Here is a 26,080-nt window from a genome sequence, read left to right as displayed (position 1 = left end):
AGCAAAACTTCTTTCTATAGAATAATCGAGTTTAATTTTTTAAATGTTTAACACGAGAGGAAATTTCTTTGTGACGACCATGTACCATTGGGCGAGCTTGCGGGTTACCTAAATAACCACAAGTCCGTTTAACGACATCACAAGTCTTAGGATCATGATTGCCACATTCTGGACATTCAAAGCCACGTTCAGTTGGATGGAACTCCCCTTCAAAACCACAGGCATAACAATGATCAATTGGCGTATTGGTTCCTAAATAGCCAACTTTGTCATAAGCGTAATCCCAGACAGCTTCAAGTGCTTTGGGATTTTGCTGTAACATGGGGTATTCACAGTAGTGGATAAAACCACCAGAACAGTATTTTGGATAGTCCTTTTCAAAATCAAGTTTTTCAAAAGGCGTTGGATTTTTGCGTACATCATAATGGAAACTATTTGTGTAATATTCTTTATCTGTAATATTTTCGACGATGCCAAATTTTTCAGTATCTAAACGGCAAAAACGGTCAGTCAAGCTTTCGCTCGGTGTAGAGTAGACACTAAAATGATAGCCGTATTCGTTGCCCCAGTTGTCGGCATTTTTTTTCAGTTCTTTTAAAATATCCAGTGTAAAGTTTTTGGCCTCTTGATTGTCCTCCCAAGCACCGCCGTAAAAGGCAGAAGCCACTTCATACAAGCCAATATAGCCAAGCGAAACCGTGGCACGTTTGTTTTTAAACAGTTCATCTACGGCATCCTGTGTAGCTAAACGTTTTCCAAATGCACCATACATGTATAAAATCGGTGCATTCGCTGGTTTAGCTTCTTTAACACGTTCAACCCGATAAACCAAAGCATCTTTAACGATCGCCAAACGTTCATTTAAAATTTGCCAGAACTTTTCTTGGCTTCCTTGCGCTTCTAAAGCGATTCTTGGTAAGTTCAAGGTCACAACGCCTAAATTCATTCGGCCAACATTTACTTCTTCACCTTGTTCGTCTTTCCATCCTTGTAAAAAGGAACGACAGCCCATTGGTACCTTAAAACTACCTGTTAGTTCAACGATTTTATCATAGTTTAAAACATCAGGATACATGCGTTTCGTTGCGCATTCCAGTGCCAGTTGTTTAATATCGTAGTTTGGATCAGTAGGTTGCGCATTGACGCCGCGTTTAATTGTGAAAATCAGTTTTGGGAAAATAGCTGTTCGTTTTTCAATCCCTAAACCATTAATTCGGATTTGTAAAATCGCCCGTTGAATTTCTCGCTCAAACCAGTTGGTACCTAAACCAAATCCCAGAGAAGTAAAAGGGGTTTGTCCATTGGAAGTAAATAAAGTATTAATTTCATACTCAAGACTTTGCATGGCATCAAAAATATCTTTTTTCGTTTTCTTCCGAGCGAATGCTTTTTGGCGTTCTTCTCCTTCAATCCATTCTTGCGCATCTGCTAAATGTTTTTCATAATTACGTTCCGCAAAAGGCGCTAATAATTCATCAATCCGATCGGCAGAGCATCCACCATATTGACTGGAAGCTACATTGGCAATAATTTGAGAAATTTGTGCAGTGGCTGTTTGAATTGATTTTGGTGATTCGACATCAGCGTTCCCAATTTTAAAGCCATTGTTTAGCATGCCTTTAAAATCAATTAAACAGCAGTTTGTCATGGGCGTATATGGATGATAATCTAAATCGTGGTAATGAATGTCGCCTTTTTGATGGGCATTAGCCACGTGTGAAGGCAACATCTTTAAACCAATTGATTTTCCAACAATCCCAGCGGTTAGATCACGTTGCGTATTAAAAACGTCACTGTCTTTGTTGGCATTTTCGTTCACGACAGTCTGATCTTTATTAATTAATTTGCCGATAGATACATTAATATCAGTTGCTTTACTACGCTCAAAATCACGTTGGGTTCTGTAATGAATGTATTCTTCGGCTAAGGCATATTCATTGTTGGATAGCAGAGTATGTTCCACAATATTTTGAATTTCATAAATTTTTACGTTATTGGTAAAACGTTCGGCAATTTCTCGATTGACATCGGCAACAATCGATTGGACTTTTTGATGTGTCAAAGGAGTGACTTGGTCATGTATTTTTTGTTCAGCTTTGATCAAAGCATCGTATATTTTTTGATCATCGAAAGTCACTAAACGACCATCTCGTTTGACGACTTTAATTGTTGAGAGATTAACATCCTCGGCTTTTTCATCAGTAATCTTCATCATTTTATCCAGCTCCTTATATCTCGTTAGTAACTATCCTAATACAAAGGTCGGCTAAATTCAATCGATATATTGCGTATTTTTAGTAAAATATCACTAGACAAACACTATATATTGTGCTTGCGCTGTTTTGAAAAAATATGAAAACAAATGAAGAAAAGGATTGAGCAAATTTTTTTGTGTGAAAAAAATTCTTTGTCCAAATTAAAAAACAGCAAAGAGTTTTTTGCCAAATTGCTAAAAGCAACACTAAAAAATAACAATTATTAAATAATAATTGTTTGCGGATTTATTCACGAAATGCCAATTATTCTTTGACTACCGAACGATATTGTAAGATAAAACGATGTTCATTCAGATTTTTTCTTGGTAAAATAAGAGTAATAACAAAACGTTGGAGCGAGAAAAATGAAAAAAATTGTAGAAGTAAACCATGTCAGCAAGACATATGGTCGTTTAAATAATAAAACAGAAGTATTAGATAATATTTCGTTTACCGTTGATGAAGGCGAATTTGTGGGGATTATGGGTCCCAGCGGTGCTGGGAAATCGACACTGTTGAATGTCTTATCCTCGATTATTTTGCCAACCGCAGGAATCGTGCGTATCGCCGGACAAGATATTTTAAAAATGCGAGATAATCAATTAAGTGATTTTCGGAGAAACGAAATGGGGTTTATTTTTCAATCGTTTAACTTAATTGATACGTTAAATGTGAAGGACAATATTCTGTTGCCTTTAGCTGTAGAAAAAGTTTCATTAGAAGAAATGGATAAACGTTTGTTACATGTGACTTCGATTTTGGGGATTCAGGAGCTTTTATCTGCTTATCCACCAGAGATATCTGTGGGACAAAAACAACGGGTAGCAGCTGCTCGTGCTTTGATTACGAACCCTAAAATTATTTTTGCAGATGAACCAACTGGCTCGCTGGATTCAAAATCAGCAACAGAATTGTTGAAATATTTAGCTGAAATTAATCTGCATGATGATGCCACAATTTTGATGGTGACACATGACCCGTACACGGCCAGTTTTTGCAATCGCATCTTATTCATTAAAGACGGTGCGATTTTCTCAGAAGTTGTTCGTCAAGGATCACGTAAGGAATTTTTTAATCGTGTGATAGATATGCAAGCAACGATTGGTGGAGGCGGGCGCGCAAATGATTTTTAAACTATCATTAAAAAATTTAAAAGCTCATGTACCTAATTATCTGGTTTATTACATTAGTATGACTTTTGCAGCGGTCGTTTATTATTGTTTCCGTGCGATTGCTTACAACCAGCCTCTTGTCGCAGGTGCAGGCCGTGATATCGAAATTAAGCGATCTTTAGGACTCGGTAGTACCTTAGTCACCATTATTATTTTAGGCTTTATGTTGGCAGCAAATCGCTTTTTTATAGGCAAACGTAGCCAAGAAATTGGATTGTATCGATTAATTGGCTTGAGAAAGAGCCAAGTTTCACTAATTTTTTTAGTGGAAAATTTAGTTTTAGGCTTTGTTTCACTAATTAATGGGATTATTTTAGGAGTGATTTTCACCAAGTTGTTTTCAATGATTTTAGCCAAAGTTATGTTTTTAGAAGTGCCCAGTTTCTTCTATATTTCTTGGCGTTCCGTTATTGAAACCGGTGTAGCTTTTGCATTTATGATTCTGATTGTCTGCTTAAGAAGTATTTGGATGATTTATCGTTATCCATTGTCGCAGCTTATGCACCAAGAAAAAATTGGTCAAATTAATTATAGTCGTTTAACGAAACGGCGGCAGTTTCTAGGTATTTTAGGTCCTATTTGTTTACTGGCCGGTTATTTTATTGCGTTTGATTTTCGGAATTTAGCGACAGGTATTGTGTATAAACAATTAAATGATTCATTGGATATCTCGATTCCAATGATTATTACGTTGACCCCTTTTATCATTTTGGGTCTATGTGTGGTGGGAACTTATTTATTTTTCCGTTATACCATGTATTTTATCATTCGCTTATTTAATCATAGAAAAAAATGGTATTACCAAGATTTACGCATGATTACTTTAGGCAATGCCAAACGCTACTTATTTAAAAGTAGCAAAACACTCACTGGTTTGACCTTATTAATTGCGACAGCCTTGAGTGGAATCGGCGTGATGGTTTTTGTGTATACGATTAGTATGCACACGGTCAACAGTGATGGCCCCGTGGACTTTTTAGTTTCACAGGAAAGCTATCCTAAATTGAAGAAAGTTCTCGATGAAGCGAAGGACACCAAAATAAAAAATGAAGTGACACTTTCTTATAAAATTACTGGAATTGAACGCACCTTGCGAATTGGTCAAGCGCCAGAGGAACAAGAAACGATTGAAGCAGTTAATGTTTTATCCTTCTCCAATTATCGTAACTATCAAAAAATTAATCCTTATTTGAAAGATCTGCATTTAAAAAATGACCAAAGTGTAATCTATATGGATAGCTTTACCAATATCTTAAGTGGTATGTCTCGTTATGGCGCGAAACTGCAATTTGTTGAAGGAGAGACGGCACAACTGCAACAAGTGCTGCCAAACTATCTAGGCAATTTTTTATTGCAATATTCCTTACCAACGATTGTCGTTTCCGATGCCCTTTATCAGAAAGTGACAAAAAATTCCATTCAATATCAGATTAACGCCGTAAATGTTGACACGAAAAGCCTTGAAAAACTTTATGAAGCCGTAAATAAACAGATTGCCACAGAATGGCAAACGCCAATTTTGTATAAGTATGAAAAAAATAACCAGCAGTTGAGTGGTTTTGCCAAACAAATGCCTAACGAAGAGGCAAAGAATACGCAAGATGATGTCACAGAAACTTGGCGGCTAAATATGAATGATCGCTACGCCTCTTTACGCTATGAACGAAAAATTAACGGCTTGACTTTATATGTCTCCATGTTTGTGGCGATTTTAGCGTTGTTTATTACGGGCAGTATTTTGATGTTACGACAACTGTTTTCCGCTGTAAGTGAGCGTCAAGATTACGTGACTTTAAAACGGATGGGTGTTTCTAGTAAAGCGATAACTAAGCAAATTTATCGACAGAATAGTTTGATTTTCTTTCCGCCGATGGTCATTGGGATTTTGCATACCACCTTTGCTATTTATTTGTTAAGCCAATTTATTAAGAGTCCAGGATATTTGTTAGTATATCTTTCTTGTGGAATCTTAATAATTGTTTATCTAATTTTTTATATTTTAACGTCTGCCATTTATGCGCGGATGATTCGACACATCCATTTTTAAAAAACTGTAAAAGCCGTTGTGAAGCGGTTTTTACAGTTTCTTTATGCGAAAAAATTATGAGAGTTCCCTTTATGAAAATCATGAAAATTTAAGAAGTGACGAAATTGTTAGTTTTTTTATTAAATTGTAAGAAATTTCAATGGACTTTGCTGAAATATAGCATAAAATAATGGATAGCGATTAACCTTAGGAGGTGAATGATAATGAAAACAACTTTTCAGAAAATTCTCAATAACGAAAGTCTTAAATTCATCGGTAAAACGTTATTTTATTCTTTCATTGTCATTGCATTAATTTATCTTTATCATTACAAGAATATCAATGGAGGAACCTTCATTTATAACGAGTTTTAAGGAGGCGGCTATACATGGAAAAAGTAATTAATATGATTCAAACGATTGATGAATGGGCACGTAAAGAACCCCAACGTCCTGTTTATTTAACCGAAGAAAAAGTCTCTACGTATGGAGAGTTAAAAGAAAAGTCAGACAATCTAGCCGCTTATTTAGCTGAGCTGAAAACGGACAAGTCAGCGATTGTCGTATACGGAGAATTAGATTTTGAAATGATTGTGAGTTTTCTAGGCGCATCGAAAGCTGGTTTTAGCTATATCCCCATTGATGCACATACACCAAAAGAACGCATTGAACTAATTCTAAACGTAGCCAAACCAACCGCAGTGATTGCTGTGCATGAATGGCCTGAGTTAGCCACCGAAGTGCCAGTAATTACGGCGGAAGAATTAACAGAAATGATGATGCATGCACCTCGACATGCGCCTGCGTTGACGCCTGTCACAGGAGCAAGTAATTACTATATCATTTTCACTTCAGGGACAACTGGCGTACCAAAGGGTGTGCAAATCAGCCATGATAATTTAGTTAGCTTTACGAATTGGTTGTTGCAAGATTTTGGTTTAGAAGAAGGGGCCCGCTTTTTAGCACAGGCACCTTATTCGTTTGATTTATCGGTGATGTCTATTTATCCCGCATTGGCGTTAGGCGGCTCATTAACTCCGTTACCCAATGAAATCATTAACGATTTTAAACAATTATTTACGCGTTTGCCACAATTAACAATCGACGTCTGGGTTTCAACACCGTCATTTATTGAATTGTGTCTAATGGAACCAAGCTTCGATGGTGAACATCTACCAGCACTGCGCACGTTTTTATTCTGTGGAGAAGAATTACCAAAACCAACGGCTGTGAAATTAGCCGCTCGTTTCCCAACGGCGCATATTTATAATACGTATGGGCCGACAGAAGCGACTGTAGCGATTAGTGCCATTGAAATCACTCAAGAAGTTTTAAAAAGTGTCCAACGTTTACCAATCGGGTATGTGAAAGAGGATACGCAAATTTATATTATGGAAGGCATGTCAAAATTACCTGCAGGTGAAATTGGTGAAATCGTCATTGCTGGACCAAGTGTTTCCAAAGGCTATCTAAATAATCCTGTGAAAACAGCGGAAGCTTTTTTCCAATTAGATGGCGTACCAGCTTATCGCACAGGCGATGCTGGAAAGTTAGTCGATAACCTATTGCAGTATGAGGGACGCTTAGATTTTCAAATTAAGTTGCATGGCTACCGCATTGAGTTAGAAGAAGTGGATCATCACTTAACGAATGTTTCCTACGTGAAACAAGCAGTTGTTGTGCCGAAATATCAAGGAAATAAAGTCCAACAATTAATTGCCTATGTCGTTCCGCAAGCACATGAATTTTCAAGTGATTTTCAATTAACTAAGGCAATTAAACAAGAATTAGCCACGTTGACAATGGACTACATGATTCCACAAAAATTTGTATATGTTGAACAATTACCTTTGACAAGTAATGGCAAAATTGATCGGAAAGGGTTGATGAATGAGGTGAATGCCACATGATGAATTTTCCTCATATGATTCCCTATAATGCACCGTATTACTTCGTTCTGCTAATTGCGGCTCTGTTGCCAATGATTTTAACCTTAGCCATTAAAGGGACACGTTGGCCTTGGTACCAAACACTCGTGACACTGGTCTTTCTATATATCAGTTTTGGTGGCGAATTTTGGCAACAAGGAGTCGCTCTGATTGTATATGTTATTTATCAAACGTTACTAACGTGGGGCTATGCGGCTTATCGAAAAAATAAAAATGCAGGTTGGGTCTTTTATCTGGCTGTCTTTTTAGCTATATTACCGCTTGTTTGGGTGAAAGTTTCTCCCTTCATGACAGGCAAAACAACCTTACTTGGCTTTTTAGGGATTTCTTATTTAACCTTTAAAGCGGTCCAAGTGGTCATGGATTTACGGGATGGCGTAATGAAAGAATATCATCCGTTTCGTTACATTCAGTTTCTCTTGTTTTTCCCGACTATTTCTTCAGGACCCATCGATCGTTATCGGCGCTTTGAAAAAGATTTGAAAAACCCGCCGAGTGCGGAGAAATATTTAGACTTTTTAGAAAAAGGAATTTTTTATTTATTTCTAGGATTTTTATATAAGTTTATTATCAGTCATTATCTTGGTGGTGTCTTTTTACCACATGTGGAAAAAATGGCCTTGGCACAAGGTGGTTTATCCTGGTGGACAGTCGGCTATATGTATAATTACAGTTTGTATCTATTCTTTGATTTCGCAGGCTATAGTTTACTGGCCGTTGGCACAAGTTATTTAATGGGCTATGATACACCAATGAACTTTAACAAACCGTTCCTAAGTTGGAATATTAAAGAATTCTGGAATCGCTGGCACATGACCTTATCTTTTTGGTTCCGTGATTACATTTACATGCGCTTAATGTTTTTCTTAATGAAAAAGAAAGTCTTTAAGAGTCGGATTGTGACTTCTAATATTGGTTACTTTGCGTTGTTCTTAATCATGGGCATTTGGCATGGATTAACGTGGTTCTACATCGCTTATGGGCTCTACCATGCAACACTAATTTGTGTGACAGATGCTTGGCTACGTTTTAAGAAAAAACATAAAGACAAGATACCATCAAACAAATTTACACATGCATTTGCAGTCTTTTTAACTTTCCAAGCGGTTTGTGTCAGCTTCCTGATTTTCTCAGGATTTTTAGACAAACTATGGTTTAAATAAACAAAAATAAAAATATAAAGGGGCAATTTACAATGAACATTCAAGAAACAGTATTAAACATTTTAGAAGATATTACAGGAACAGACGAAGTTGTGAACAATCAAGATATTCAATTATTTGAAGAAGGATTATTGGACTCTTTAGCAACGGTTCAATTATTAGTAGAAATTGAAGGACAATTAGGAATCCAAGTTCCTGTATCAGACTTTGACCGTGAAGTATGGGGAACACCAAAACAAATCATTCAACAAGTGGAAGCTTTACAATAATGTCTAGAAAAAAACGACTAATCAGAATCTTAGGTCCAGTGCTTTGTTCAGCGGTCTTGGTTGCAGTGTTCTTTTTTGCACCGTTCAGAATCAATTTAACTTCCGAAAAAACGTTGAAGGAAGCATCAACGTCAATGGCACCGAACGTTTTAAAAGGCAATGTGATTAAAAACAAAGCAGTGGCTTCTGGTAAATATGTTCCTTTTTTTGGCTCTTCTGAATTAAGTCGATTTAGTGCTTTCCACCCTAGTGTGCTCTCTGAAAAGTATCAACGGAACTACCGACCGTTTTTACTAGGAGAAGCGGGCACACAGTCATTAACCCAAGCGATGGTCATTCATTCGATGGGCGATGCGATCGCCAATAAAAAAGCGGTCTTTATTTTATCTCCGCAATGGTTTGTCAAAAAGGGTGTACCTAATGATAGTTTTGGTGCACACTATTCACAATTACAAACCTACCAATGGTTAGCTAATTTAACCGAATTAACCAGCGGTGACCAATATCTAGCACAACGTTTGACCAAATTTCCAGTTGTTCAAAAAGACAAAGTCTTAATGGAAACTTTGGCAAATCTGCAGGCAGGGCAACTTCCCCAACGCTCTCAACGAGATTATTTTATAATGAATCTCCGTTTCTTGAATCGTGAGGATGAATTGTTTAGCCAAATTGGCATGGTTAGCAGAGAACCAATTGTTGAAAAAGATATGAAACAATTACCCGCTACGTATAATTTTAATGAATTAGATCAGCTAGCTGGAAAAATTGCGGCAAAAGCCATTAATAATAATAAATTTGAAATTAGTAACGGTTTTTATCGCCAACGGATTAAACCAGTTTTACCGAAATTAGCTCATTCACAAAAGAAATGGGATTATCGTTTTTCTCCAGAATATGGTGATTTCCAAGCTGCGTTAGAACAGTTAGCAGAAAAAAATGTCGATGTTTTATTTGTAATCCCACCTGTTAACAAACGTTGGTCGGACTATACGGGCTTGTCACAAGATATGTTGCAACAAGTAGCACGCAAGCTGAAATATCAACTTCAAGAGCAAGGGTTTACTAACATTGCTGACTTCTCAACATGTAGTAATGAACGCTACTTTATGGCAGACACGATTCATTTAGGTTGGCGTGGTTGGCTCGCTGTTGATCGTCAAGTAGATGAATTTATGAAACAACCTGTGTCTAAAAAGTTAACGTATCAAATTGATGATCGTTTTTATCAGACAGATTGGCAACAACAAAATCCATTGGTCTTACCTCAATTTTAAGAAGGCAAGATGGATCAAGTACCAATTATCTGAAGCGGACTAGAAACGCTTCGTAACAATGAAAATAGCCTGTACCTGCCGTTGAATAACGAGCGTGCAGGCTGTTTTTTCGTTTACTTTTAGTGGAGAACGTTGCTCAATTTATTTTTTGTAAGTATTTTTTTAGTTCGTGGTATAATGGATAAAATTGGTTTTTGAGGGGAGTTATTTTTATGGATGCAAAAGAAGAAAAAATGTTAATTGATTTAACAAGTGCTAAAGGGATTGCTGGGAATGAAGACGAAGTACGTTCGTTATTTAAAAAGTATGCAGCACCGTATGCGGATAAATTTTTATATGATGGCCTTGGCAGTATTATTGCAAAAAATGTTGGTGATAAAGAAGGACCAAAAGTCTACATTTCTGGGCATATGGATGAAGTCGGTTTCATGGTTACCCAAATCACAGAAAAAGGCTTTTTAAAATTTCAAACCGTTGGCGGTTGGTGGGGGCAAGTGATGTTGGCCCAACAAGTTCAGATTAAAACTACGACTGGTAAGGTTTACCATGGTGTCATTGGGTCTAAACCACCGCATGTGTTAACAGCGGAAGTTCGTAACAAACCCTATGAGATTGCAGATATGTTTATTGATATTGGTGCAAGTAGCGATCAACAAGTTGCAGAATGGGGGATTCATCCAGGGGATATGGTGACACCATATATTGACTATCGTCGCATGAATGATACAAAATTTTTATTGGCAAAAGCGTGGGATAACCGAATTGGTACGGCCGTTTCATTAAAAGTTTTAGAAAATTTAGCGACAGAAGGGCACCCCAATATTTTATTTGCAGGCAGTGATGTGCAAGAAGAAGTCGGGCTACGCGGTGCGCAAACAAGTACGCATCTTGTGAATCCAGACATAGCGTTTGCTTTAGACACAGGAACAGCTGGTGACACACCAGGAATGACACCTAAAGAAGCCGACTCTGTTTTAGGTGAAGGACCACAAATTTTGATTTATGATGCATCAATGATTCCGCATAAAAAATTACGTGATTTTGTTATTCAAGTGGCGGAAGAAAATAACATTCCCTTCCAATATACAGTGATTACAGGGGGAGGTACGGATGCTGGCCGCATGCATTTAACACGCAATGGGATTCCATCATTAGCCATCACGGTGCCTGTTAGATATCTGCATTCACATACCTCAGTTATTCATGAAGATGATTATTTCAACACAGTCAAATTAGTCACAGAAGTGGTGAAACGTCTAGATAAAGAAACAGTCGCTAAATTGACTAGTTATTAGTTTCAGAAAGGATGGAATGAATGAAAAGTTTAGTAACAAATTCGCAACATCGTGCCAATGCTCGCAGAGCCCTTGATGGGCAATGGGGGATCATGGCTTGGTTAACTTTCTTAGGAGTGGTTTTACAGAGCTTCTTAACATCGATTGTGCAAAATTTATTTTCTGGTGAAAATCAAGTTTTTCAAAGTAGTTTTGCCGCAGTATTACTGCAAATTTTTGTTTTATTCGCGTTAAGTTATGCGCTATATTACGCAGCCTTGAAGGTGTTGCGTGGTGAAAAGGTGCGGGTCAATATTTTAATGAGTGTTTTTCAAGGAAAATATTATGGTCCGCTATTCGTGGTCAACCTACTTCAAAAAGTACTTGAACGTGTAATTGGTTTGTTATTTTTGTTACCAATTTTATTTGGTGCAGGGACAACCTTGTATTTCAAATTGATGTTTAGTACAGTTACACCAGAGGAAATCCAAACCTTTTTCTTAAATGATTTTTCCTTTTTCCTAGCGTTTGGCGTTGCCACTATCTTGATCTTTTTAATTGGTTTGTTTGTGAGTGGCGTTTTTCAATTTGCTGTGTGGCTACGTTTTGATAATCCAGAACTGCCAATTATGATGGCGTTGAAACAGGCGTTATATTTAATGAAAAATCGTTTTTGGCAATATTTATGTTTACAATTTTCTTTTATTGGTTGGTATATTGTGGGCTTTTTAGCTATTGGTATCGGTCTATTATGGGTGATTCCTTATAACCATGTAGCGTTAGCTAGTTTTTATCAAACTGCCTTAGAAGAAAAAGGTTTAGCCGAAGAATAAAAAAGAAGCTTGAATCCTTTGTTATCTCGACAAAGGATTCAGGTTTTTTCTTTGGTCTTTTTGTGAAAATTTAAGCGTTTTAACCTCGTTTTTCCGTTATTTTATGGTAACATGGAAGTATCGTATTGAAGGAGGTTGTCCACACATGAAATTGACTGTCTTAGGCTGTTTAGGTGCTTATCCATACAAAGGAGAAGGAACGAGTTCCTATTTGTTAGAATCTGAAGGCTTTCATTTGCTTATTGATGCAGGCAGTACAACATTAGTGCGTTTAGAAAACTATCTAGATCCATTGAAATTAGATGCTGTCATTCTGTCGCATTATCATCATGACCATATCGCAGATTTAGGCGTTTTACAATATTATCGTCAGCTTTATCCAACGCTGGAACCGACTCCTATTTTGCCAATATATGGCCATACACAAGATCAAATGCATTTCAAAGAACTAACGCTTCCTAACGTTTCCGAAGGGAAAGAGTATTTTGAAGCAGAAGAGTTGGCAGTAGGACCATTTTTAATTACTTTCATGGAAACGATTCATCCTGTCACTTGTTACGCGATGCGGATTGTTGAAAAAGCGACCGGCAAAGTCTTTGTCTTTACAGGAGACTCTGGTTACTTAGCAAGTTTTGAAGACTTTGCAAAAGACGCGGATTTATTCTTAGCGGATACGTACTTATTTGAAGGTAATGAACGACATCATGCACATTTTACATCAAGAGAAGCGGGTGAAATTGCCAAAGCCGCACAAGTCAAACAATTGATGTTGACCCATTTACCACAACATGGGTCATTGGAACAACTACGTGAAGAAGCGCAAAACTATGCTGGAACGGAAATTCCAGTGACATTAGCCCAACCAGATTTAACAGTTGAGATTTAAAAAAGTAACTATACCAAGGGAGAGAACCGATTGTGATTTTTGTACCGAATGAAAATAATGATCCACGAGTGAATTTAGCAATTGAAACATATTTGTTAACAGAAATGCCTTTAGATGAGCCCATCCTTTTATTTTACATTAACGAGCCGTCAATCATTATTGGCCGTAACCAAAATACAATTGAAGAAATTAACAAAGAATATGTAGATGAGCACGGCATTCATGTTGTTCGTCGCTTAAGTGGCGGCGGCGCCGTTTATCATGATCATGGTAATTTGAATTTTAGTTTTATTATGCCAGATGACGGCAACTCTTTCCGTGATTTTGCGAAAGTTACCCAACCAATTATTCAAGCATTGCACGACTTAGGCGTTGAAGGTGCCGAATTAAAAGGGCGCAATGACCTAGTGATTAATGATATGAAGTTTTCAGGAAATGCGATGTACGCTACCAACGGCCGCATGTTTGCACATGGAACCTTAATGTTTGATAGTGATATTGATGAAGTTGTAAATACATTGAAAGTACGGAAAGATAAAATCGAATCTAAAGGTATCAAGTCTGTTCGTTCACGGGTAACAAACATTAAACCATTTTTATCTGAAGATAAACAAGAGATGACAACGGAAGAATTCCGCCAAGAAATTCTTTTGAAAATTTTCGGCGTAGATTCGATCGACCAAGTTAAAACGTATGAATTAACTGATCAAGACTGGGCGGCTATTAACAAAATTTCAGAGCAATACTATCGCAATTGGGATTGGAATTATGGTAAATCACCTGCATTTAACTTAGAACGTCGCCATCGTTTCCCAATTGGTTCAATTGAAATGAAAATGAATGTGGCGGATGGTGCCATTCAAGAAATTAAAATCTTTGGGGACTTCTTTGGGCTTGGTGAAATTAAAGATGTTGAAGATATTTTAACCGGCGTGAAATATGATAAAGCTTCTTTAGAAGAAGCCATTGATCAAATTGACGTTAAAAAATACTTTGGCAATATCGAAAAAGAAGATTTGCTTGGGTTAATTTATTAAAAAAAAGACAGCCGTTTCAAACGGTTGTCTTTTTTCTAGCTAAAAAATAATTTTTAGCTTTTAGAAAGGTAGTACTATGTGCAAAATCGTCGAAACGATTTTTATCAGGGAACTATCAAATAGCTCGCCTGCATATGTACTTGAACCAAGTCAAGTCCGGGAATTTGGTTATGTGCTTCACTATAAATCACTATCTGTAAAGAGTATACAAGATTTCCTTTCTTTTGTGATACCAAATTTTTACAGACAAAGTAGTAAAATTTGACGTTTCTTATTTTAGCAAGGTTATAGGCTTGTTTTGGGGCTTGAAATAGCAAGAATTGAGAGTGATTTAAGGGAAAATATTAACATATGTAGAAGTATTTTTATAAGAAATAACGAGAAAAAATCAATAAGTATGTTCTTGAGGGCTACTTTTTGACGTTTTCTAATTAAAACTTAATAAAAAATAGCGGAAACAAAGAAAAAATGTGCTTACAAAAAGTAATCCGCACTTAGCTAGGAAGTTAAGAATGTGTAGATTATTTTCAAACAAATACTAAGAATCCTATTTCAATCCTTTACAGAGGAACAAGGACTTCGTATAATAAAGGGACGAAAAGGAGCGAAAGTGATGAGAAACGAAATGATGCATCGACCAGTCGTTAAACCAGAATTGGTTGAGTATATGCGTACAAAACAAAAGAAACTTCCCGGAGAATTAGGTGCAGTGGAGGCGGAAGCCAATGAAGCAGGGGTGCCGATTATTCCGCACGAAACAGTAGTTTTTCTACAATTTTTGCTAGGACAACTAAAGCCTAAAAATATTTTAGAAATCGGGGCAGCAATTGGTTTTTCTTCAAGCTTGATGGCCCAATTTGTTGGTGAAGATGGTCACGTGACCACGATTGATCGTTTTGACGTAATGATAAAAAAAGCGAAGAAAACCTACCAACGCCTAGACTTAGAAGAAAAGGTCACTCTTTTAGAAGGACAAGCAGCTGAGATTCTACCAACGTTGGAAGGACCTTATGACTTTATTTTTATGGATAGTGCCAAATCAAAATACATTGAATTTTTACCTGAATGTTTACGGTTGCTGCCAGTTGGCGGCGTTTTAATGGTGGATGATGTATTTCAAGCTGGGACAATTTTAGACCCTGCTGAGGAAGTACCGAAAAAAAATCGAGCGATTCATCGTAAATTAAACCAATTTTTAGATGTAGTCATGGCGCATCCTGATTTAACTTCTACTTTAGTTCCTCTTGGTGATGGAGTTATTTTAATTACCAAAGAGAAAGAAACGATTATTTTAGATAGTTAAAGAATGTCTTCACAAAAAGAAAGCGAATCATTAAAAAGCAAGTTCTTTTAATGATTCGCTTTCTTTTTTATGTTATTTAAAAAGTTATCTCACTATTTCTAATTGAGAATGATAATCATAAAATTCTCAATAGGACAGTATTATGTGTTAATAAAACCTTGTTTGTTTATAATTATTCTATTGACGGAATAATTATAAACTGTTATCCTTAAAGAGTAAAAAAACAGAGGAGGAACGACAATGAATTTAATTAATCAAAAACTTTTTGACTTTGAATGTGATGCCTATCACGATGGTGAATTTACACGAGTATCAACAGAAGATATTTTAGGAAAATGGAGTATTTTCTTCTTTTATCCAGCTGATTTTTCTTTCGTGTGTCCTACGGAATTAGGGGATATGCAAGAGCATTATGCGCATTTACAGGAATTAAATTGTGAGGTTTACTCTGTTTCAGAAGATAGTCATTATGTGCATAAAGCATGGGCTGACGCTACAGAAACGATTGGAAAAATTAAATATCCAATGTTAGCCGATCCCAACGGTCAACTTGCTCGTTTCTTTGGCGTTTTAGATGAAGCTTCTGGAATGGCTTACCGTGCTTCATTTATTGTGAGTCCAGAAGGTGACATCAAATCTTATGAAATCAACGACATGGGTATTGGTCGTAATGCTGAAGAACTTGTTCGTAAATTAGAAGCTTCTCAATTTGTAGCAGAACATGGTGATAAAGTTTGTCCAGCCAATTGGCAACCAGGAGAAGAAACAATTGCGCCAAGCTTAGATTTAGTTGGTAAAATTTAAATTCGCTTTGTAAATAGAGGTCAAAGAGTTGGATAAAACAGAGAAAATGTTTTGTTCAGCTCTTTTTCTGAAACACAGAAGAAAGAGGAGAAGCAAGTGACAGAAGAAATCTACGATTTGATTATTATTGGTGGCGGCTCAGCTGCTTTATCTGCAGGTATCTATGCAGGTCGCGCAATGATGGATACCTTAATTATTGAAAAAGACAAAATTGGCGGACAGGTAACGACGACTTCTGAAATTGTGAACTATCCAGCGATTCGTCACACAACAGGTCCAGAACTAATGGAAGAAATGCGCATTCAAGCACAAGACTTCGGTGTAGCTTTTACAAAAGACGAGATTATTGATGTTGATTTTAGTCAAACGATAAAAACTGTTCAATCGGCGAGTCAAACCTACCAAGCATATGCAGTATTGATTGCGACAGGGGCCTCTGCTCGTAAAATTGGTTTCCCTGGTGAAAGTGAATTTACAGGACGCGGCGTGGCCTATTGTTCTACTTGTGATGGGGAGTTTTTCCAAGGCCTAGATATTTTTGTGATTGGTGGCGGTTATGCAGCAGCGGAAGAGGCCGTTTATTTGACACGTTACGGTAAATCAGTAACGATGATTATCCGAGAACCCGATTTTACATGTGCAAAATTAACTGCGGAGGCGGCTAAAAATCACCCGAAAATTAAGATTGTTTATAACACAGAAGTGAAAGAAATTACGGGAGATGATTTTGTCCGAAAAGCTGTGTTTGTCAATAACCAGACGGGAGAAGAAACGGTTTATGAAGCGCCAAAAGACAGTACATTTGGTCTGTTTGTTTTTGCTGGAAATAAACCAAGTACAGAAATTTTTGAAGGGAAAATTGCCTTAGACCGTGGGTATGTGCCAACAACTGAGAATATGGAAACCAATATTCCTGGCGTTTATGCAGCAGGAGATTTACGAATAAAAGAATTACGTCAAATTGTGACGGCGGTTGCAGACGGTGCAATTGCCGCCACTCATGCGCAACGTTACGTGACAGAACAAAAAACACAGGCGGGCCAACCGATTGTAACGAAGCGAATGACTGAACGATTAGCTAATCAATCTGCCCCTGAAACAAACAGTCAGCAATCAAAAGAAAAACAGCCAGCGAAAGTTACTGGTAAGCATCAGTGGTTCCCAGAAAGTATGCGCCAACAATTAAGCGGTATTTTCGCTAAACTAACCAAAAAAGTGACATTGCTTCAGTTTTTGGATGCAAGTGATGAAAAATCATTGGAACTTCAGTCATTCTTAACAGAATTTGCAAGTCTGGATCAGAAGATTACTTTAGAAACGATTTTGAAAGATACTGAGCCAGCCAAAGAATTGCTGTATGGGATTGAAAAAATGCCTAGCGTTGTGCTCTTAGATACGGCAGGAAACTATACAGGAATTAAATTTAGTGGTATTCCTAGTGGCCATGAAGTAAACTCGTTGGTTTTGGCGGTTTATAATGTCGGCAGCGAGGGGCAGCCGTTAGAAGCAAGTCTGCAAAAGAACATACTTGCATTGCCAAAAAGAAAAATAGAAATCTTTGTTTCACTAACATGTCATTTCTGTCCCGATGTCGTGGCGGCTTGCCAACGTATTGCATCAATTAATCCTCATGTTGAAGCAGAAATGGTGGACATTAGTCTATTTCCAGAGTTGAAAAAAGAAAAGAAAATTATGAGCGTTCCAGCAATGCTGATTGATGGCGAACAAATGATTTTTGGTTCAAAAACAATGACCGAAATTATTGAAGCCTTGGCTTAAAAGAGGCGGAAAAAAGTAATTAGCCTAAAGACCTAAGTCATTTAAAAAAGTGAGAAATACGTCGAGATGATGTATTTCTCACTTTTTTCGCATAGTTAGTCAAGTACCTTTTTTGATTAAGCGATTGAGTTTCCTAAAAAGAATTAAAAAGACACAACAGCAAATGAACAATAGGCTTCCTGTTAGTGGTAAAAAGATACCTTGCATGTAGCTATCGATATGCATTAAACCAGGTACCTCGCTGAAAAAATCATGGATAAACTGTTGAATGAGCTTATTGGCTAGAAAAGCAGCTAAAGGCAAAACAAAAATCAAATAATAGAGGGGTTGTAAGGCATAGCTAATTAAAATTTGTAATTTTGTCGTACCTAAAAGAGCTAAGATCAGTAAGTCGTTTTTTTGCTCTAAAAAAGTTAGGAAGAAAGCTCGGCAAATATAACTAATCAGGAAGAAAAAGAGGGTTCCAGCGCTGGTTCCAGCCAAACCTCTGAAAATTTTCAAGGGAGGAATCACTGCATAATTATCAAGAAGAATCATTTGTGAAAGCCATCGAGAAAACAACAAAGTCAATAATAGAGCAGAAAAAGTCAGAAAACTAATAATAAAGATAAGAATCAACGTACTAAATTGTTTTTTTGAGCGCCACGCATTTTTGAGAGAGTCTGTGAATAAGTAAAGAATCGAATACATCATCGCGTCCTTTCTGAAAAATTTTTGTTTTAGGGGAAAAGTTATGTAAAAGAAAAGACGTTATCTCCTGCCAACTAGCCACTGAAAGAGATAACGCCTTCGCTGGAAACAAGAACTGGATTATTTCACCAATACTAATTTTTTTAAAGGTTCAACCCCAAATCGTTGTTCTTGCTGTAAAAGAATTTCGGCACAAGCACGGCTATCTTCTAAAGCATCATGATGATTATTTAAAGTGATATTGAGGTTTTCACAAACGGTATTTAATTTATGATTAGGAAATTCAGGAAACAGTTTGCGACTCGTTTTGACTGTACATAAAGAAAGGTAATTAGGTTGTTCTAAGCCATAGTAATCTAAACAGCCAGCCAAAACACTACAATCAAAACTTGCATTGTGAGCGACCACTAACCGATTTGGTTGAAAACAATGCTGAATTTGTTGCCATACTTCAGGGAATTTGGGCGCATTGACAACATCTGATTCATGAATGCCGTGAATTTGCGTATTCCGCCAGAAAAAAGGTGTTTCTGGTTTGATTAACGTGTAAAATTCATCCACAATCCGACTATTTTCTACTTTAACAATTGCAATGGAACAGGCACTATGTTTATCATAACTAGCCGTTTCAAAGTCAAAAGCGTAAAAGTTCATTAAAAAAACTCCTTTCAACGCGTTGAGTAACACTTAAAAATCAAGTACAACTTCCACTGGACAATGATCACTACCAAGAATATCTGTATGGATTTTAGCACTGACTAAACGTTCATTCAAGGATTCTGAAACAACGAAATAGTCAATCCGCCATCCTGCGTTATTTTTTCGTGCGTTAAAGCGATAACTCCACCATGAGTAGATGCCCTCAGCTTCTGGATAAAAATAACGGAATGTATCAGTGAAGCCACTGTCTAACAACTCAGTAAATTTTTGACGTTCTTCAGGCGTGAACCCCGCGTTTTTTTGATTGGTTTTCCAATTTTTCAAATCAATCTTTTGATGAGCTACGTTTAAGTCACCGCAAAGAATTACGGGTTTTTCTTGATTTAATTCGTTTAAATAGGCACGAAAAGCATCTTCCCATGTCATTCGATAAGCTAAACGCTTTAGTTCAGCTTGTGAGTTTGGTGTGTAGCAAGTGACCATGAAAAATTCTGGATATTCTAAAGTGATCACGCGGCCTTCTTGATCGTGAGCCTCGATACCTAAGCCATAGCGAACACTTAACGCTTCTTCTTTAGCGAAAATTGCTGTGCCAGAATAGCCTTTTTTTTCGGCATAATTCCAATACTGATGATAGCCAGGAAGTTCTAACTCAATTTGCCCAGCTTGTAATTTTGTTTCTTGTAAACAGAAAAAATCTGCATCTAATTCATTAAAAACATCCATAAAATTCTTTTTAACAACCGCTCGTAAGCCGTTGACATTCCAAGAAATACATTTCATTGTTGAAACTCCTTTCAAATAAGAAACGCTTTTGCTCGTTTCAGTGCAAACCAGAACCAAAGAAAAGGTCGCTTGGTGCTTTCTTCTATTCTAATACTTTTTAAAGAAGTTTTAAATACTTGAAAAGAAAAAGAGAAAATGACTGATTTTTGGAAAGAAGTAGTCTATGATAAAATAGTAAAAAGAGCAGAAATGAGGACAAACGAATGAAAATTGGAGTCATTGGTTTAGGAAATATTGCACAAAAAGCGTATTTGCCAACTTATAGTGAATGCCGCCACTTGGCAGAGTTTGTATTAGCAACTAGAAACCCAGAAACACGAAAAAAAATCGCTGATCAGTATGGCTTTACAGAAACCGTTGAGACCGTAGAAGAATTGATTGAAGCGAAGATTGATGCTTGTTTTGTCCATGTAGCCACAAAAGTGCATGGTGCAGTCGTTCGCCAATTATTACAGGCTGGTATTCACGTCTTTGTGGACAAACCTTTAAGTGAAGAGCTTGCTGAAGTCAAAGAATTACAAGCATTGGCAGTAGCAAAAAATCTGCGCCTGATGGTTGGTTTCAATCGTCGTTTTGCCCCTTATACGGAAGTATTGAAAAATATTCCTGAAAAACAAACAATTTTTATTAAAAAGAACCGCATCAATACAACGAGAGAAACAAGTTTTATGATGTATGATTTATTTTTACATGTCGTTGATACCGCAGTTTATTTAGCGGAAGGACCGCTCCACGTGGTGCAGTCAAAATTAGTGGAAGAAAACGGTCATTTAAAACGAGCAATTTTACAATTAGAAACCGAACAGACAACGATTGTTTGTTCCATGGATTTACACTCTGGAGCCAATACAGAAACTTTTGAAGTCACCAGCCCCACAGGTACTTATCGCTTGGAAAATTTAACGCATTTGACCATCCAAACAGAAGAAGAATACCAAGTAAAAGAGATGGGGGGTTGGACGCCAACATTGGAAAAAAGAGGTTTTTACCAAATGGTTACTGCTTTCATTCAGGCCATTCAAAAACCGCAAGAGCAAGAGTTAAAACAAGAAAAAGTCTATGAAAGTCATGCGTTATGTGAAGAAATGCTACGCCAACAACAACGGCATGTTCTTTAAAGAGGACTAGCAACTTTCTTTCTATCATGCTAGAATAAGACAGATATTTTGAAAAGAAAGGACTAACTTTCGTGAACACTAAAGCTATGTTAGAAACATTAAACGAAATTACTTTATTAGTAGATGAACCATTAAAAAACGTAACCTTTACCAAAACAGGCGGCCCAGCTGATGTGTTGGCCTTACCCAAAACAAAAAAAGAAGTCGAAGAGATTGTGGCGTATTGCCGAGAACAAGGACTTTCATGGTTAGTATTAGGCAATGCTAGCAACTTGATTGTTCGTGATGGCGGTATTCGCGATGTCGTGATTATGCTAACAGAAATGAAAGAAATCAAAGTAGCCGGTACCACCATGGTTGTGGATGCTGGTGCCAAACTGATTGATACAACCTACGAAGCCTTAGCAGCTGATTTAACTGGTTTTGAATTTGCTTGTGGCATTCCAGGAAGTGTCGGCGGTGCTGTTTATATGAATGCTGGAGCATACGGCGGGGAAATTAAAGATGTTTTCCAGTCTGCAGAAGTGCTGTTGGCAGATGGAACTATCCAAACAATGACGAAAGAAGACCTGAATTTCCGTTATCGTCATAGTGAAATTCAAGAATTACATTGTATTGTCTTGCAAGCAACGTTTGCTTTAGAAAAAGGAAACCATGCAGAAATTAAAGCCCAAATGGATGAATTAACGGAACTTCGTGAACTGAAGCAACCGCTAGAGTATCCCTCTTGTGGCAGTGTCTTTAAACGCCCTGTTGGTCATTTTACAGGGAAATTAATTCAAGACGCTGGCTTACAAGGCTTAAAATGGGGCGGTGCTCAAATTTCCGAAAAGCATGCGGGATTTATTGTTAACATCGATCATGCAACCGCCACGGATTATGTGGAATTAATTGCACATATCCAAGAAGTGATTAAAGAAAAATTTGATGTTGAATTGCAAACGGAAGTTCGAATTATTGGTGAAGAAGTCTAAAAAAATAAGCTAGGGAGGTAAGTCAAATTGGCTTACCTCCCTAGCTTTAAATCCTAAGCTAAAGGTCGTAAATTTTACTCGTCTTCTAAATTTTCCAATTCTACAACTTTAAAGTTTTTCCGCTCTAAATGTTCTACAATGGCTGTACACGTTTCGGCAGTTGTGCCGGCTGGTAAAGTAATAAGTGTGCGACGAACAAATTCTTCACTATCAACATCCAATGTAATACAGCTGGCGATGCTGCTATATTTGGCAATGATTTTTGAAATGGCTGCTAAGTCACCTTGTTGACCAACTGAAGCAATTGTTAAAACATAGCTCCCTTGTTTTACATTCCAAGATTGCGCTAAAATATTTAATAAGGTGCTGTGTGTTAAAATGCCGTAAAAATAATTATTTTCATCTAAAACAGCAATGTAAGGCAGTTCTTTAATAGTAAAAAATACCTTGAAAAATGAAGTGTTGACATAAATAAATTTTGTGGCATTTTTTAACAAATAGGTAACAGGTAAACTCATATCGCCACCGTTTGCTTTATGGCGGTAAATATGCATTTTATAAATATTTCCTCGGAAAATTTTTCCAGATTCGTCTAAAATTGGGACACAACGGTAACCTGAGTCTTCTAAAATAGAAAGAGCTTCTTCTAGAGTACAAGATTCATTGACTGTTGTTAAATTATCTTTTTTAATAACTACAGATTTTAATAACATAAACAGGCCTCCTAAGGGTTCATTTTTAATAAATTTATCATATCATAACTTAGCAGAAAACAATAGCTGAGACCTCAGAATAAAAGCAATTTTGTTAAAATAAATAGAAAATAAAGAAAAATCAGATATTTTATAAAAGAAATCAAGCACGTATTCGCGATAATGGTAAAAAATTACGTAAGAATCGGCACAGCGCTTCTTTAAAAAGTAAATTAAACTTTGACAACTTTTTCGAATAATGGTACTGTTAAGAAGTAAATTTGTGAATAGAGGAGGTCGAAGAACATGGCAACAAAGAAAGCAGCTCTTGCTTGTTCCGTTTGTGGCTCTCGCAACTATTCTAAATCCGTTAGTGAAGGTAAACGTGGCGAACGCTTAGAAATCAATAAATTCTGTAAATATTGTAATCAATACACGTTACATAAAGAAACGAAATAGATTTAGAGGAGGGTATCAACATGAAATTTTTCCGCAGCGTTGCTGATGAGATGAAGCAAGTAACTTGGCCAACAAAAAAACAATTGCGTAAAGATACATTAGTTGTAATTGAAACATCTATTTTATTTGCAGCATTGTTCTTTATCATGGATACTGTTATCCAAACGGCATTTGGCTGGATTTTAAAATAATTAATTCTAGTATTTCCCGACGAGGGGTGCTATAATAGTATTCGAGAAAAAGCTTCGGGAAACTGAGCTTTTTTTATTTGCTCGAAAAAAATAAACTAAAACATTTAAAGGAGCCGAATCAGTAATGGAAACTTTTGAAAGAAATTGGTACGTATTGCACACCTATTCAGGCTATGAAAATAAAGTAAAAGCAAACATTGAATCACGTGCACAAAGCATGGGGATGGGCGATTATATTTTTCGTGTCGTTGTACCAGAAGAAACAGAAAAAGAAGTCAAAAATGGTAAAGAAAAAGAAATCGTTCATAAAACTTTCCCTGGTTATGTGTTAGTGGAAATGATTATGACCGATGATTCTTGGTATATTGTTCGTAACACGCCAGGCGTAACTGGTTTTGTAGGCTCACATGGTGCCGGTAGTAAACCCGCTCCTTTATTACAAGAAGAAATTAACCACATTTTACGTTCAATTGGCATGAGCACCCGTCAATCAGACTTAGAAGTAGCGCTAGGCGATACAGTGAAAATTATCGAAGGTGCCTTTTCTGGTCTTGAAGGTGTTGTGACAGAAATCGATGAAGAAAAACAAAAATTAAAAGTAAACATCGATATGTTTGGTCGTGAAACAAGTACAGAATTAGACTTTGAACAAGTCGATAACATTGATTAATAAACAAGCTGACAAACTATTGTTCAGCTGATTGATACAGATTGTAGGGTCTGGAAAAGCAGTCAACTGACTTCTTTTCCAAGCCCTTTTTTAGTTCATCGCAGAAAGGAATGAAAAAAATGAAACATGCCCAAAAATATCGTTATTTTTCTTTGCTAATGGGTCTTGTTCTATTATTAAGTGCTTGCCAAATTGGGGCAACCACGAAGAATGACAATCAAGCCGCCACAAAAGAAGCAACTGTTGAGTTAAACCGCACAACAACACCAACACTTTTTTTTCATGGTTACGCAGGAACTAAAAATTCGTTTGGCTCGTTACTGCATCGCTTGGAGAAACAAGGTGCCACAACTCAAGAATTAGTGCTACTCGTTAAACCTGATGGGACCGTGGTTAAAGAGCGAGGAGCTTTAAGTGGCAAAGCGACGAATCCCAGTGTTCAAGTTCTATTTGAAGATAATAAAAACAATGAATGGAATCAAACAGAATGGATAAAAAACACATTACTCTATTTACAAAAAAATTATCAAGTGAACAAAGCCAATATTGTCGGGCACTCTATGGGTGGTGTTAGTGGTTTACGTTATTTAGGAACCTATGGGCAAGACGCATCGTTACCTAAAATTGAAAAATTCGTCAGCATTGGAGCACCTTTCAATGATTTTATTGATACGAGTCAACAGCAAACCATCGAAACGGAACTAGAAAACGGCCCCACAGAAAAAAGTAGCCGCTATTTGGATTATCAAGAGATGATTAATGTTGTTCCAGAAAAACTGCCCATTTTATTAATTGGTGGTCAATTAAGTCCAACAGATTTAAGTGATGGAACGGTGCCGTTATCTAGTGCCTTAGCAGTCAACGCCTTGCTAAGACAGCGAGGAACTCAAGTCACTAGCCAGATTATTAAAGGAGAAAATGCACAACATAGTCAATTACATGAAAATCCTGAAGTAGATCAATTGCTAATCGAATTTCTATGGCCGAGTAAAAAATAGCAAAAAGGCACATGTTCCATAAAAAATGGAACATGTGCCTTTTTCTATACTTTGGCTAGCGAAATAGCTTTTTTCAGCTATAATAAATAAAATTATTTATTTTTATGAGATATTGGAATGGAATCCTCATGATTTAAATAAGCACAAATCAAGGCTTCAAAGGTGATTAATGTTTGGCCAAAAAACATTTGTGGCTGAGCGACACTTGTTGAAAACGGGCTGTAAGAGTCAGTTGAAAAAACGAGATCTGCCAGTCGACCAAGAGTTGAATTTTTGGCGCCAACAAAAGAAATGATAGGATGTTTTTTCTCTTTCGCAAGCAGAGCTGTTTCTTTTAAGTATTTTTCTTCACCAGAATGTGAAAGGATGATAAAAAGAAAATTCTGATTATTTTGACTATTTATCGAATGAGTATGGGCTGTTGTGATGCTGGGGATGCCATGAAAATTGAAAACTTCACTAATGTAAGCCGCCAAATGTCGTGAAAAGTCATGACCTAAAATAACAAATAAATGACTCTTGTGTTTGGCAAGCAGTTGACAAAACTCGTTGGTTGTTTCAAATGAAGGTGCTGTTTCAAAAGGGATTGGGTGTGAAAAATGGGCTTCTTTTAATTTGTAAATAAGTTCATTATAACCTGATAAATTTAATTTTTTGGCTAAACGAATGATGGAACTAGGCGAAGAAAAGCAGTGTTTGGCAACTTCTCGAATACTCAAATCGGCTGCGTTCGTACTTTGTTGATCCAAATAATACAAAATCTGACTTTCTGTTTTTGTTAAATGATACGTTTCTTTTAAGTAATCTAAGTTCATGAGC

General features: G+C 36.9%; 26 protein-coding genes. 20 read left to right on the top strand and 6 right to left on the bottom strand.

Annotation, left to right across the window (positions count from 1 at the left end; translation table 11 throughout):
- Positions 1-31: 31 nt before the first annotated feature.
- Positions 32-2,215: an anaerobic ribonucleoside-triphosphate reductase gene (gene nrdD, locus IGJ41_RS11385; RefSeq protein WP_438714461.1), complete on the bottom strand. Its 2,184-nt coding sequence runs from the start codon at positions 2,213-2,215 to the stop codon at positions 32-34.
- A 405-nt stretch (positions 2,216-2,620) separates the two neighbouring features.
- Here nrdD and IGJ41_RS11380 point away from each other — a divergent pair, with 405 nt between their 5' ends.
- The 14 genes from IGJ41_RS11380 (at position 2,621) to IGJ41_RS11315 (ending at position 18,023) form a co-directional block, all read left to right on the top strand.
- Positions 2,621-3,388 (top strand): ABC transporter ATP-binding protein, encoded by a 768-nt coding sequence (locus tag IGJ41_RS11380; RefSeq protein ID WP_002356382.1) that lies wholly within the window; start codon positions 2,621-2,623, stop codon positions 3,386-3,388.
- On the top strand, positions 3,378-5,474 hold the full coding sequence (locus tag IGJ41_RS11375; RefSeq protein ID WP_153854408.1) for an ABC transporter permease: 2,097 nt from the start codon (positions 3,378-3,380) through the stop codon (positions 5,472-5,474). The genes IGJ41_RS11380 and IGJ41_RS11375 overlap by 11 nt, the downstream gene beginning before the upstream one ends.
- Positions 5,475-5,677: 203 nt before the next feature.
- Positions 5,678-5,827, top strand: coding sequence for a teichoic acid D-Ala incorporation-associated protein DltX (locus tag IGJ41_RS11370; protein ID WP_002356384.1), 150 nt, complete (start codon positions 5,678-5,680; stop codon positions 5,825-5,827).
- A 14-nt stretch (positions 5,828-5,841) separates the two neighbouring features.
- The gene (gene dltA, locus IGJ41_RS11365) at positions 5,842-7,362 is read left to right on the top strand and encodes a D-alanine--poly(phosphoribitol) ligase subunit DltA (RefSeq protein ID WP_173963684.1); all 1,521 of its coding nucleotides are present in this window, start codon (positions 5,842-5,844) and stop codon (positions 7,360-7,362) included.
- Positions 7,359-8,564, top strand: a complete 1,206-nt coding sequence (gene dltB / locus IGJ41_RS11360; RefSeq protein WP_002382500.1) for a D-alanyl-lipoteichoic acid biosynthesis protein DltB — start codon at positions 7,359-7,361, stop codon at positions 8,562-8,564. Before dltA ends, dltB begins: the two co-directional genes overlap by 4 nt.
- A gap of 32 nt (positions 8,565-8,596) precedes the next feature.
- Positions 8,597-8,833: a D-alanine--poly(phosphoribitol) ligase subunit DltC gene (gene dltC / locus IGJ41_RS11355; RefSeq protein ID WP_002356389.1), complete on the top strand. Its 237-nt coding sequence runs from the start codon at positions 8,597-8,599 to the stop codon at positions 8,831-8,833.
- Positions 8,833-10,107: a D-alanyl-lipoteichoic acid biosynthesis protein DltD gene (dltD, locus tag IGJ41_RS11350; RefSeq protein WP_002381414.1), complete on the top strand. Its 1,275-nt coding sequence runs from the start codon at positions 8,833-8,835 to the stop codon at positions 10,105-10,107. Before dltC ends, dltD begins: the two co-directional genes overlap by 1 nt.
- 212 nt (positions 10,108-10,319) lie before the next feature.
- Positions 10,320-11,402 carry a M42 family metallopeptidase gene (locus tag IGJ41_RS11345; RefSeq protein WP_002367214.1) on the top strand — a complete coding sequence of 361 codons (1,083 nt, stop codon included), beginning with the start codon at positions 10,320-10,322 and terminating at the stop codon, positions 11,400-11,402.
- Positions 11,403-11,422: 20 nt separating this feature from the next.
- Positions 11,423-12,214 (top strand): DUF975 family protein, encoded by a 792-nt coding sequence (locus IGJ41_RS11340; RefSeq protein ID WP_002381417.1) that lies wholly within the window; start codon positions 11,423-11,425, stop codon positions 12,212-12,214.
- A gap of 145 nt (positions 12,215-12,359) precedes the next feature.
- Positions 12,360-13,100, top strand: coding sequence for an MBL fold metallo-hydrolase (locus IGJ41_RS11335; protein WP_002356393.1), 741 nt, complete (start codon positions 12,360-12,362; stop codon positions 13,098-13,100).
- Between the two features lie 32 nt (positions 13,101-13,132).
- Complete coding sequence (locus IGJ41_RS11330; RefSeq protein WP_002356394.1) at positions 13,133-14,137, top strand: lipoate--protein ligase; 1,005 nt, start codon at positions 13,133-13,135, stop codon at positions 14,135-14,137.
- 613 nt (positions 14,138-14,750) lie between these two features.
- Positions 14,751-15,440, top strand: coding sequence for an O-methyltransferase (locus IGJ41_RS11325; RefSeq protein ID WP_002381418.1), 690 nt, complete (start codon positions 14,751-14,753; stop codon positions 15,438-15,440).
- 240 nt (positions 15,441-15,680) lie between these two features.
- Positions 15,681-16,244, top strand: coding sequence for an alkyl hydroperoxide reductase subunit C (ahpC, locus tag IGJ41_RS11320; RefSeq protein ID WP_002367212.1), 564 nt, complete (start codon positions 15,681-15,683; stop codon positions 16,242-16,244).
- Between the two features lie 96 nt (positions 16,245-16,340).
- Positions 16,341-18,023, top strand: a complete 1,683-nt coding sequence (locus IGJ41_RS11315) for an FAD-dependent oxidoreductase (RefSeq protein ID WP_048955704.1) — start codon at positions 16,341-16,343, stop codon at positions 18,021-18,023.
- Between the two features lie 99 nt (positions 18,024-18,122).
- On the opposite strand, the gene IGJ41_RS11310 is transcribed toward IGJ41_RS11315, so the two are convergent.
- The 3 genes from IGJ41_RS11310 to IGJ41_RS11300 all read right to left on the bottom strand — a co-directional run bounded on the left by IGJ41_RS11310 (position 18,123) and on the right by IGJ41_RS11300 (position 20,156).
- Entirely contained in the window at positions 18,123-18,713 is a 591-nt protein-coding gene (locus IGJ41_RS11310; RefSeq protein WP_010730863.1) for a hypothetical protein, read from the bottom strand.
- 120 nt (positions 18,714-18,833) lie between these two features.
- Positions 18,834-19,367, bottom strand: coding sequence for a 3'-5' exonuclease (locus IGJ41_RS11305; protein WP_002356400.1), 534 nt, complete (start codon positions 19,365-19,367; stop codon positions 18,834-18,836).
- A gap of 33 nt (positions 19,368-19,400) precedes the next feature.
- Positions 19,401-20,156 carry an exodeoxyribonuclease III gene (locus IGJ41_RS11300; RefSeq protein WP_104855192.1) on the bottom strand — a complete coding sequence of 252 codons (756 nt, stop codon included), beginning with the start codon at positions 20,154-20,156 and terminating at the stop codon, positions 19,401-19,403.
- Positions 20,157-20,362: 206 nt separating this feature from the next.
- Here IGJ41_RS11300 and IGJ41_RS11295 point away from each other — a divergent pair, with 206 nt between their 5' ends.
- The gene (locus IGJ41_RS11295; protein WP_438714457.1) at positions 20,363-21,277 is read left to right on the top strand and encodes a Gfo/Idh/MocA family protein; all 915 of its coding nucleotides are present in this window, start codon (positions 20,363-20,365) and stop codon (positions 21,275-21,277) included.
- A gap of 86 nt (positions 21,278-21,363) precedes the next feature.
- On the top strand, positions 21,364-22,251 hold the full coding sequence (murB, locus tag IGJ41_RS11290) for a UDP-N-acetylmuramate dehydrogenase (RefSeq protein WP_153854350.1): 888 nt from the start codon (positions 21,364-21,366) through the stop codon (positions 22,249-22,251).
- Between the two features lie 74 nt (positions 22,252-22,325).
- On the opposite strand, the gene cbpA is transcribed toward murB, so the two are convergent.
- Positions 22,326-22,964: a cyclic di-AMP binding protein CbpA gene (cbpA, locus tag IGJ41_RS11285; protein ID WP_002365057.1), complete on the bottom strand. Its 639-nt coding sequence runs from the start codon at positions 22,962-22,964 to the stop codon at positions 22,326-22,328.
- A 285-nt stretch (positions 22,965-23,249) separates the two neighbouring features.
- On the opposite strand from cbpA, the gene rpmG reads away from it, so the two are divergent.
- The 4 genes from rpmG (at position 23,250) to IGJ41_RS11265 (ending at position 25,261) form a co-directional block, all read left to right on the top strand.
- Positions 23,250-23,402, top strand: a complete 153-nt coding sequence (gene rpmG, locus IGJ41_RS11280) for a 50S ribosomal protein L33 (RefSeq protein ID WP_002356408.1) — start codon at positions 23,250-23,252, stop codon at positions 23,400-23,402.
- A 20-nt stretch (positions 23,403-23,422) separates the two neighbouring features.
- Complete coding sequence (gene secE, locus IGJ41_RS11275; protein ID WP_002356409.1) at positions 23,423-23,593, top strand: preprotein translocase subunit SecE; 171 nt, start codon at positions 23,423-23,425, stop codon at positions 23,591-23,593.
- A 124-nt stretch (positions 23,594-23,717) separates the two neighbouring features.
- Positions 23,718-24,263: a transcription termination/antitermination protein NusG gene (gene nusG, locus IGJ41_RS11270; RefSeq protein WP_002384070.1), complete on the top strand. Its 546-nt coding sequence runs from the start codon at positions 23,718-23,720 to the stop codon at positions 24,261-24,263.
- 110 nt (positions 24,264-24,373) lie between these two features.
- Complete coding sequence (locus IGJ41_RS11265; RefSeq protein WP_002356414.1) at positions 24,374-25,261, top strand: alpha/beta hydrolase; 888 nt, start codon at positions 24,374-24,376, stop codon at positions 25,259-25,261.
- A gap of 92 nt (positions 25,262-25,353) precedes the next feature.
- Here IGJ41_RS11265 and IGJ41_RS11260 read toward each other — a convergent pair whose 3' ends face one another.
- Entirely contained in the window at positions 25,354-26,076 is a 723-nt protein-coding gene (locus tag IGJ41_RS11260) for a MurR/RpiR family transcriptional regulator (protein WP_153854345.1), read from the bottom strand.
- Positions 26,077-26,080 lie beyond the last annotated feature (4 nt).

This window comes from Enterococcus sp. DIV1537a, assembly GCF_051712085.1.
In the GTDB taxonomy this organism is placed as follows: Bacteria; Bacillota; Bacilli; order Lactobacillales; family Enterococcaceae; genus Enterococcus; species Enterococcus faecalis.
This window is presented reverse-complemented; position numbering and strand designations above follow the sequence as displayed.

Coding starts and splice junctions, on each gene's coding strand:
- IGJ41_RS11380 (WP_002356382.1), top strand. CDS start 2,621: ATGAAAAAAATTGTAGAAGTAAACCATGTCAGCAAGACATATGGTCGT.
- ahpC (WP_002367212.1), top strand. CDS start 15,681: ATGAATTTAATTAATCAAAAACTTTTTGACTTTGAATGTGATGCCTAT.
- cbpA (WP_002365057.1), bottom strand. CDS start 22,964: ATGTTATTAAAATCTGTAGTTATTAAAAAAGATAATTTAACAACAGTC.
- IGJ41_RS11305 (WP_002356400.1), bottom strand. CDS start 19,367: ATGAACTTTTACGCTTTTGACTTTGAAACGGCTAGTTATGATAAACAT.
- IGJ41_RS11295 (WP_438714457.1), top strand. CDS start 20,363: ATGAAAATTGGAGTCATTGGTTTAGGAAATATTGCACAAAAAGCGTAT.
- IGJ41_RS11340 (WP_002381417.1), top strand. CDS start 11,423: ATGAAAAGTTTAGTAACAAATTCGCAACATCGTGCCAATGCTCGCAGA.
- IGJ41_RS11300 (WP_104855192.1), bottom strand. CDS start 20,156: ATGAAATGTATTTCTTGGAATGTCAACGGCTTACGAGCGGTTGTTAAA.
- IGJ41_RS11265 (WP_002356414.1), top strand. CDS start 24,374: ATGAAAAAAATGAAACATGCCCAAAAATATCGTTATTTTTCTTTGCTA.
- nusG (WP_002384070.1), top strand. CDS start 23,718: ATGGAAACTTTTGAAAGAAATTGGTACGTATTGCACACCTATTCAGGC.
- secE (WP_002356409.1), top strand. CDS start 23,423: ATGAAATTTTTCCGCAGCGTTGCTGATGAGATGAAGCAAGTAACTTGG.
- dltB (WP_002382500.1), top strand. CDS start 7,359: ATGATGAATTTTCCTCATATGATTCCCTATAATGCACCGTATTACTTC.
- IGJ41_RS11375 (WP_153854408.1), top strand. CDS start 3,378: ATGATTTTTAAACTATCATTAAAAAATTTAAAAGCTCATGTACCTAAT.
- dltA (WP_173963684.1), top strand. CDS start 5,842: ATGGAAAAAGTAATTAATATGATTCAAACGATTGATGAATGGGCACGT.
- IGJ41_RS11345 (WP_002367214.1), top strand. CDS start 10,320: ATGGATGCAAAAGAAGAAAAAATGTTAATTGATTTAACAAGTGCTAAA.
- dltD (WP_002381414.1), top strand. CDS start 8,833: ATGTCTAGAAAAAAACGACTAATCAGAATCTTAGGTCCAGTGCTTTGT.
- IGJ41_RS11310 (WP_010730863.1), bottom strand. CDS start 18,713: ATGTATTCGATTCTTTACTTATTCACAGACTCTCTCAAAAATGCGTGG.
- IGJ41_RS11260 (WP_153854345.1), bottom strand. CDS start 26,076: ATGAACTTAGATTACTTAAAAGAAACGTATCATTTAACAAAAACAGAA.
- nrdD (WP_438714461.1), bottom strand. CDS start 2,215: ATGATGAAGATTACTGATGAAAAAGCCGAGGATGTTAATCTCTCAACA.
- dltC (WP_002356389.1), top strand. CDS start 8,597: ATGAACATTCAAGAAACAGTATTAAACATTTTAGAAGATATTACAGGA.
- IGJ41_RS11325 (WP_002381418.1), top strand. CDS start 14,751: ATGAGAAACGAAATGATGCATCGACCAGTCGTTAAACCAGAATTGGTT.
- IGJ41_RS11370 (WP_002356384.1), top strand. CDS start 5,678: ATGAAAACAACTTTTCAGAAAATTCTCAATAACGAAAGTCTTAAATTC.
- murB (WP_153854350.1), top strand. CDS start 21,364: ATGTTAGAAACATTAAACGAAATTACTTTATTAGTAGATGAACCATTA.
- rpmG (WP_002356408.1), top strand. CDS start 23,250: ATGGCAACAAAGAAAGCAGCTCTTGCTTGTTCCGTTTGTGGCTCTCGC.
- IGJ41_RS11335 (WP_002356393.1), top strand. CDS start 12,360: ATGAAATTGACTGTCTTAGGCTGTTTAGGTGCTTATCCATACAAAGGA.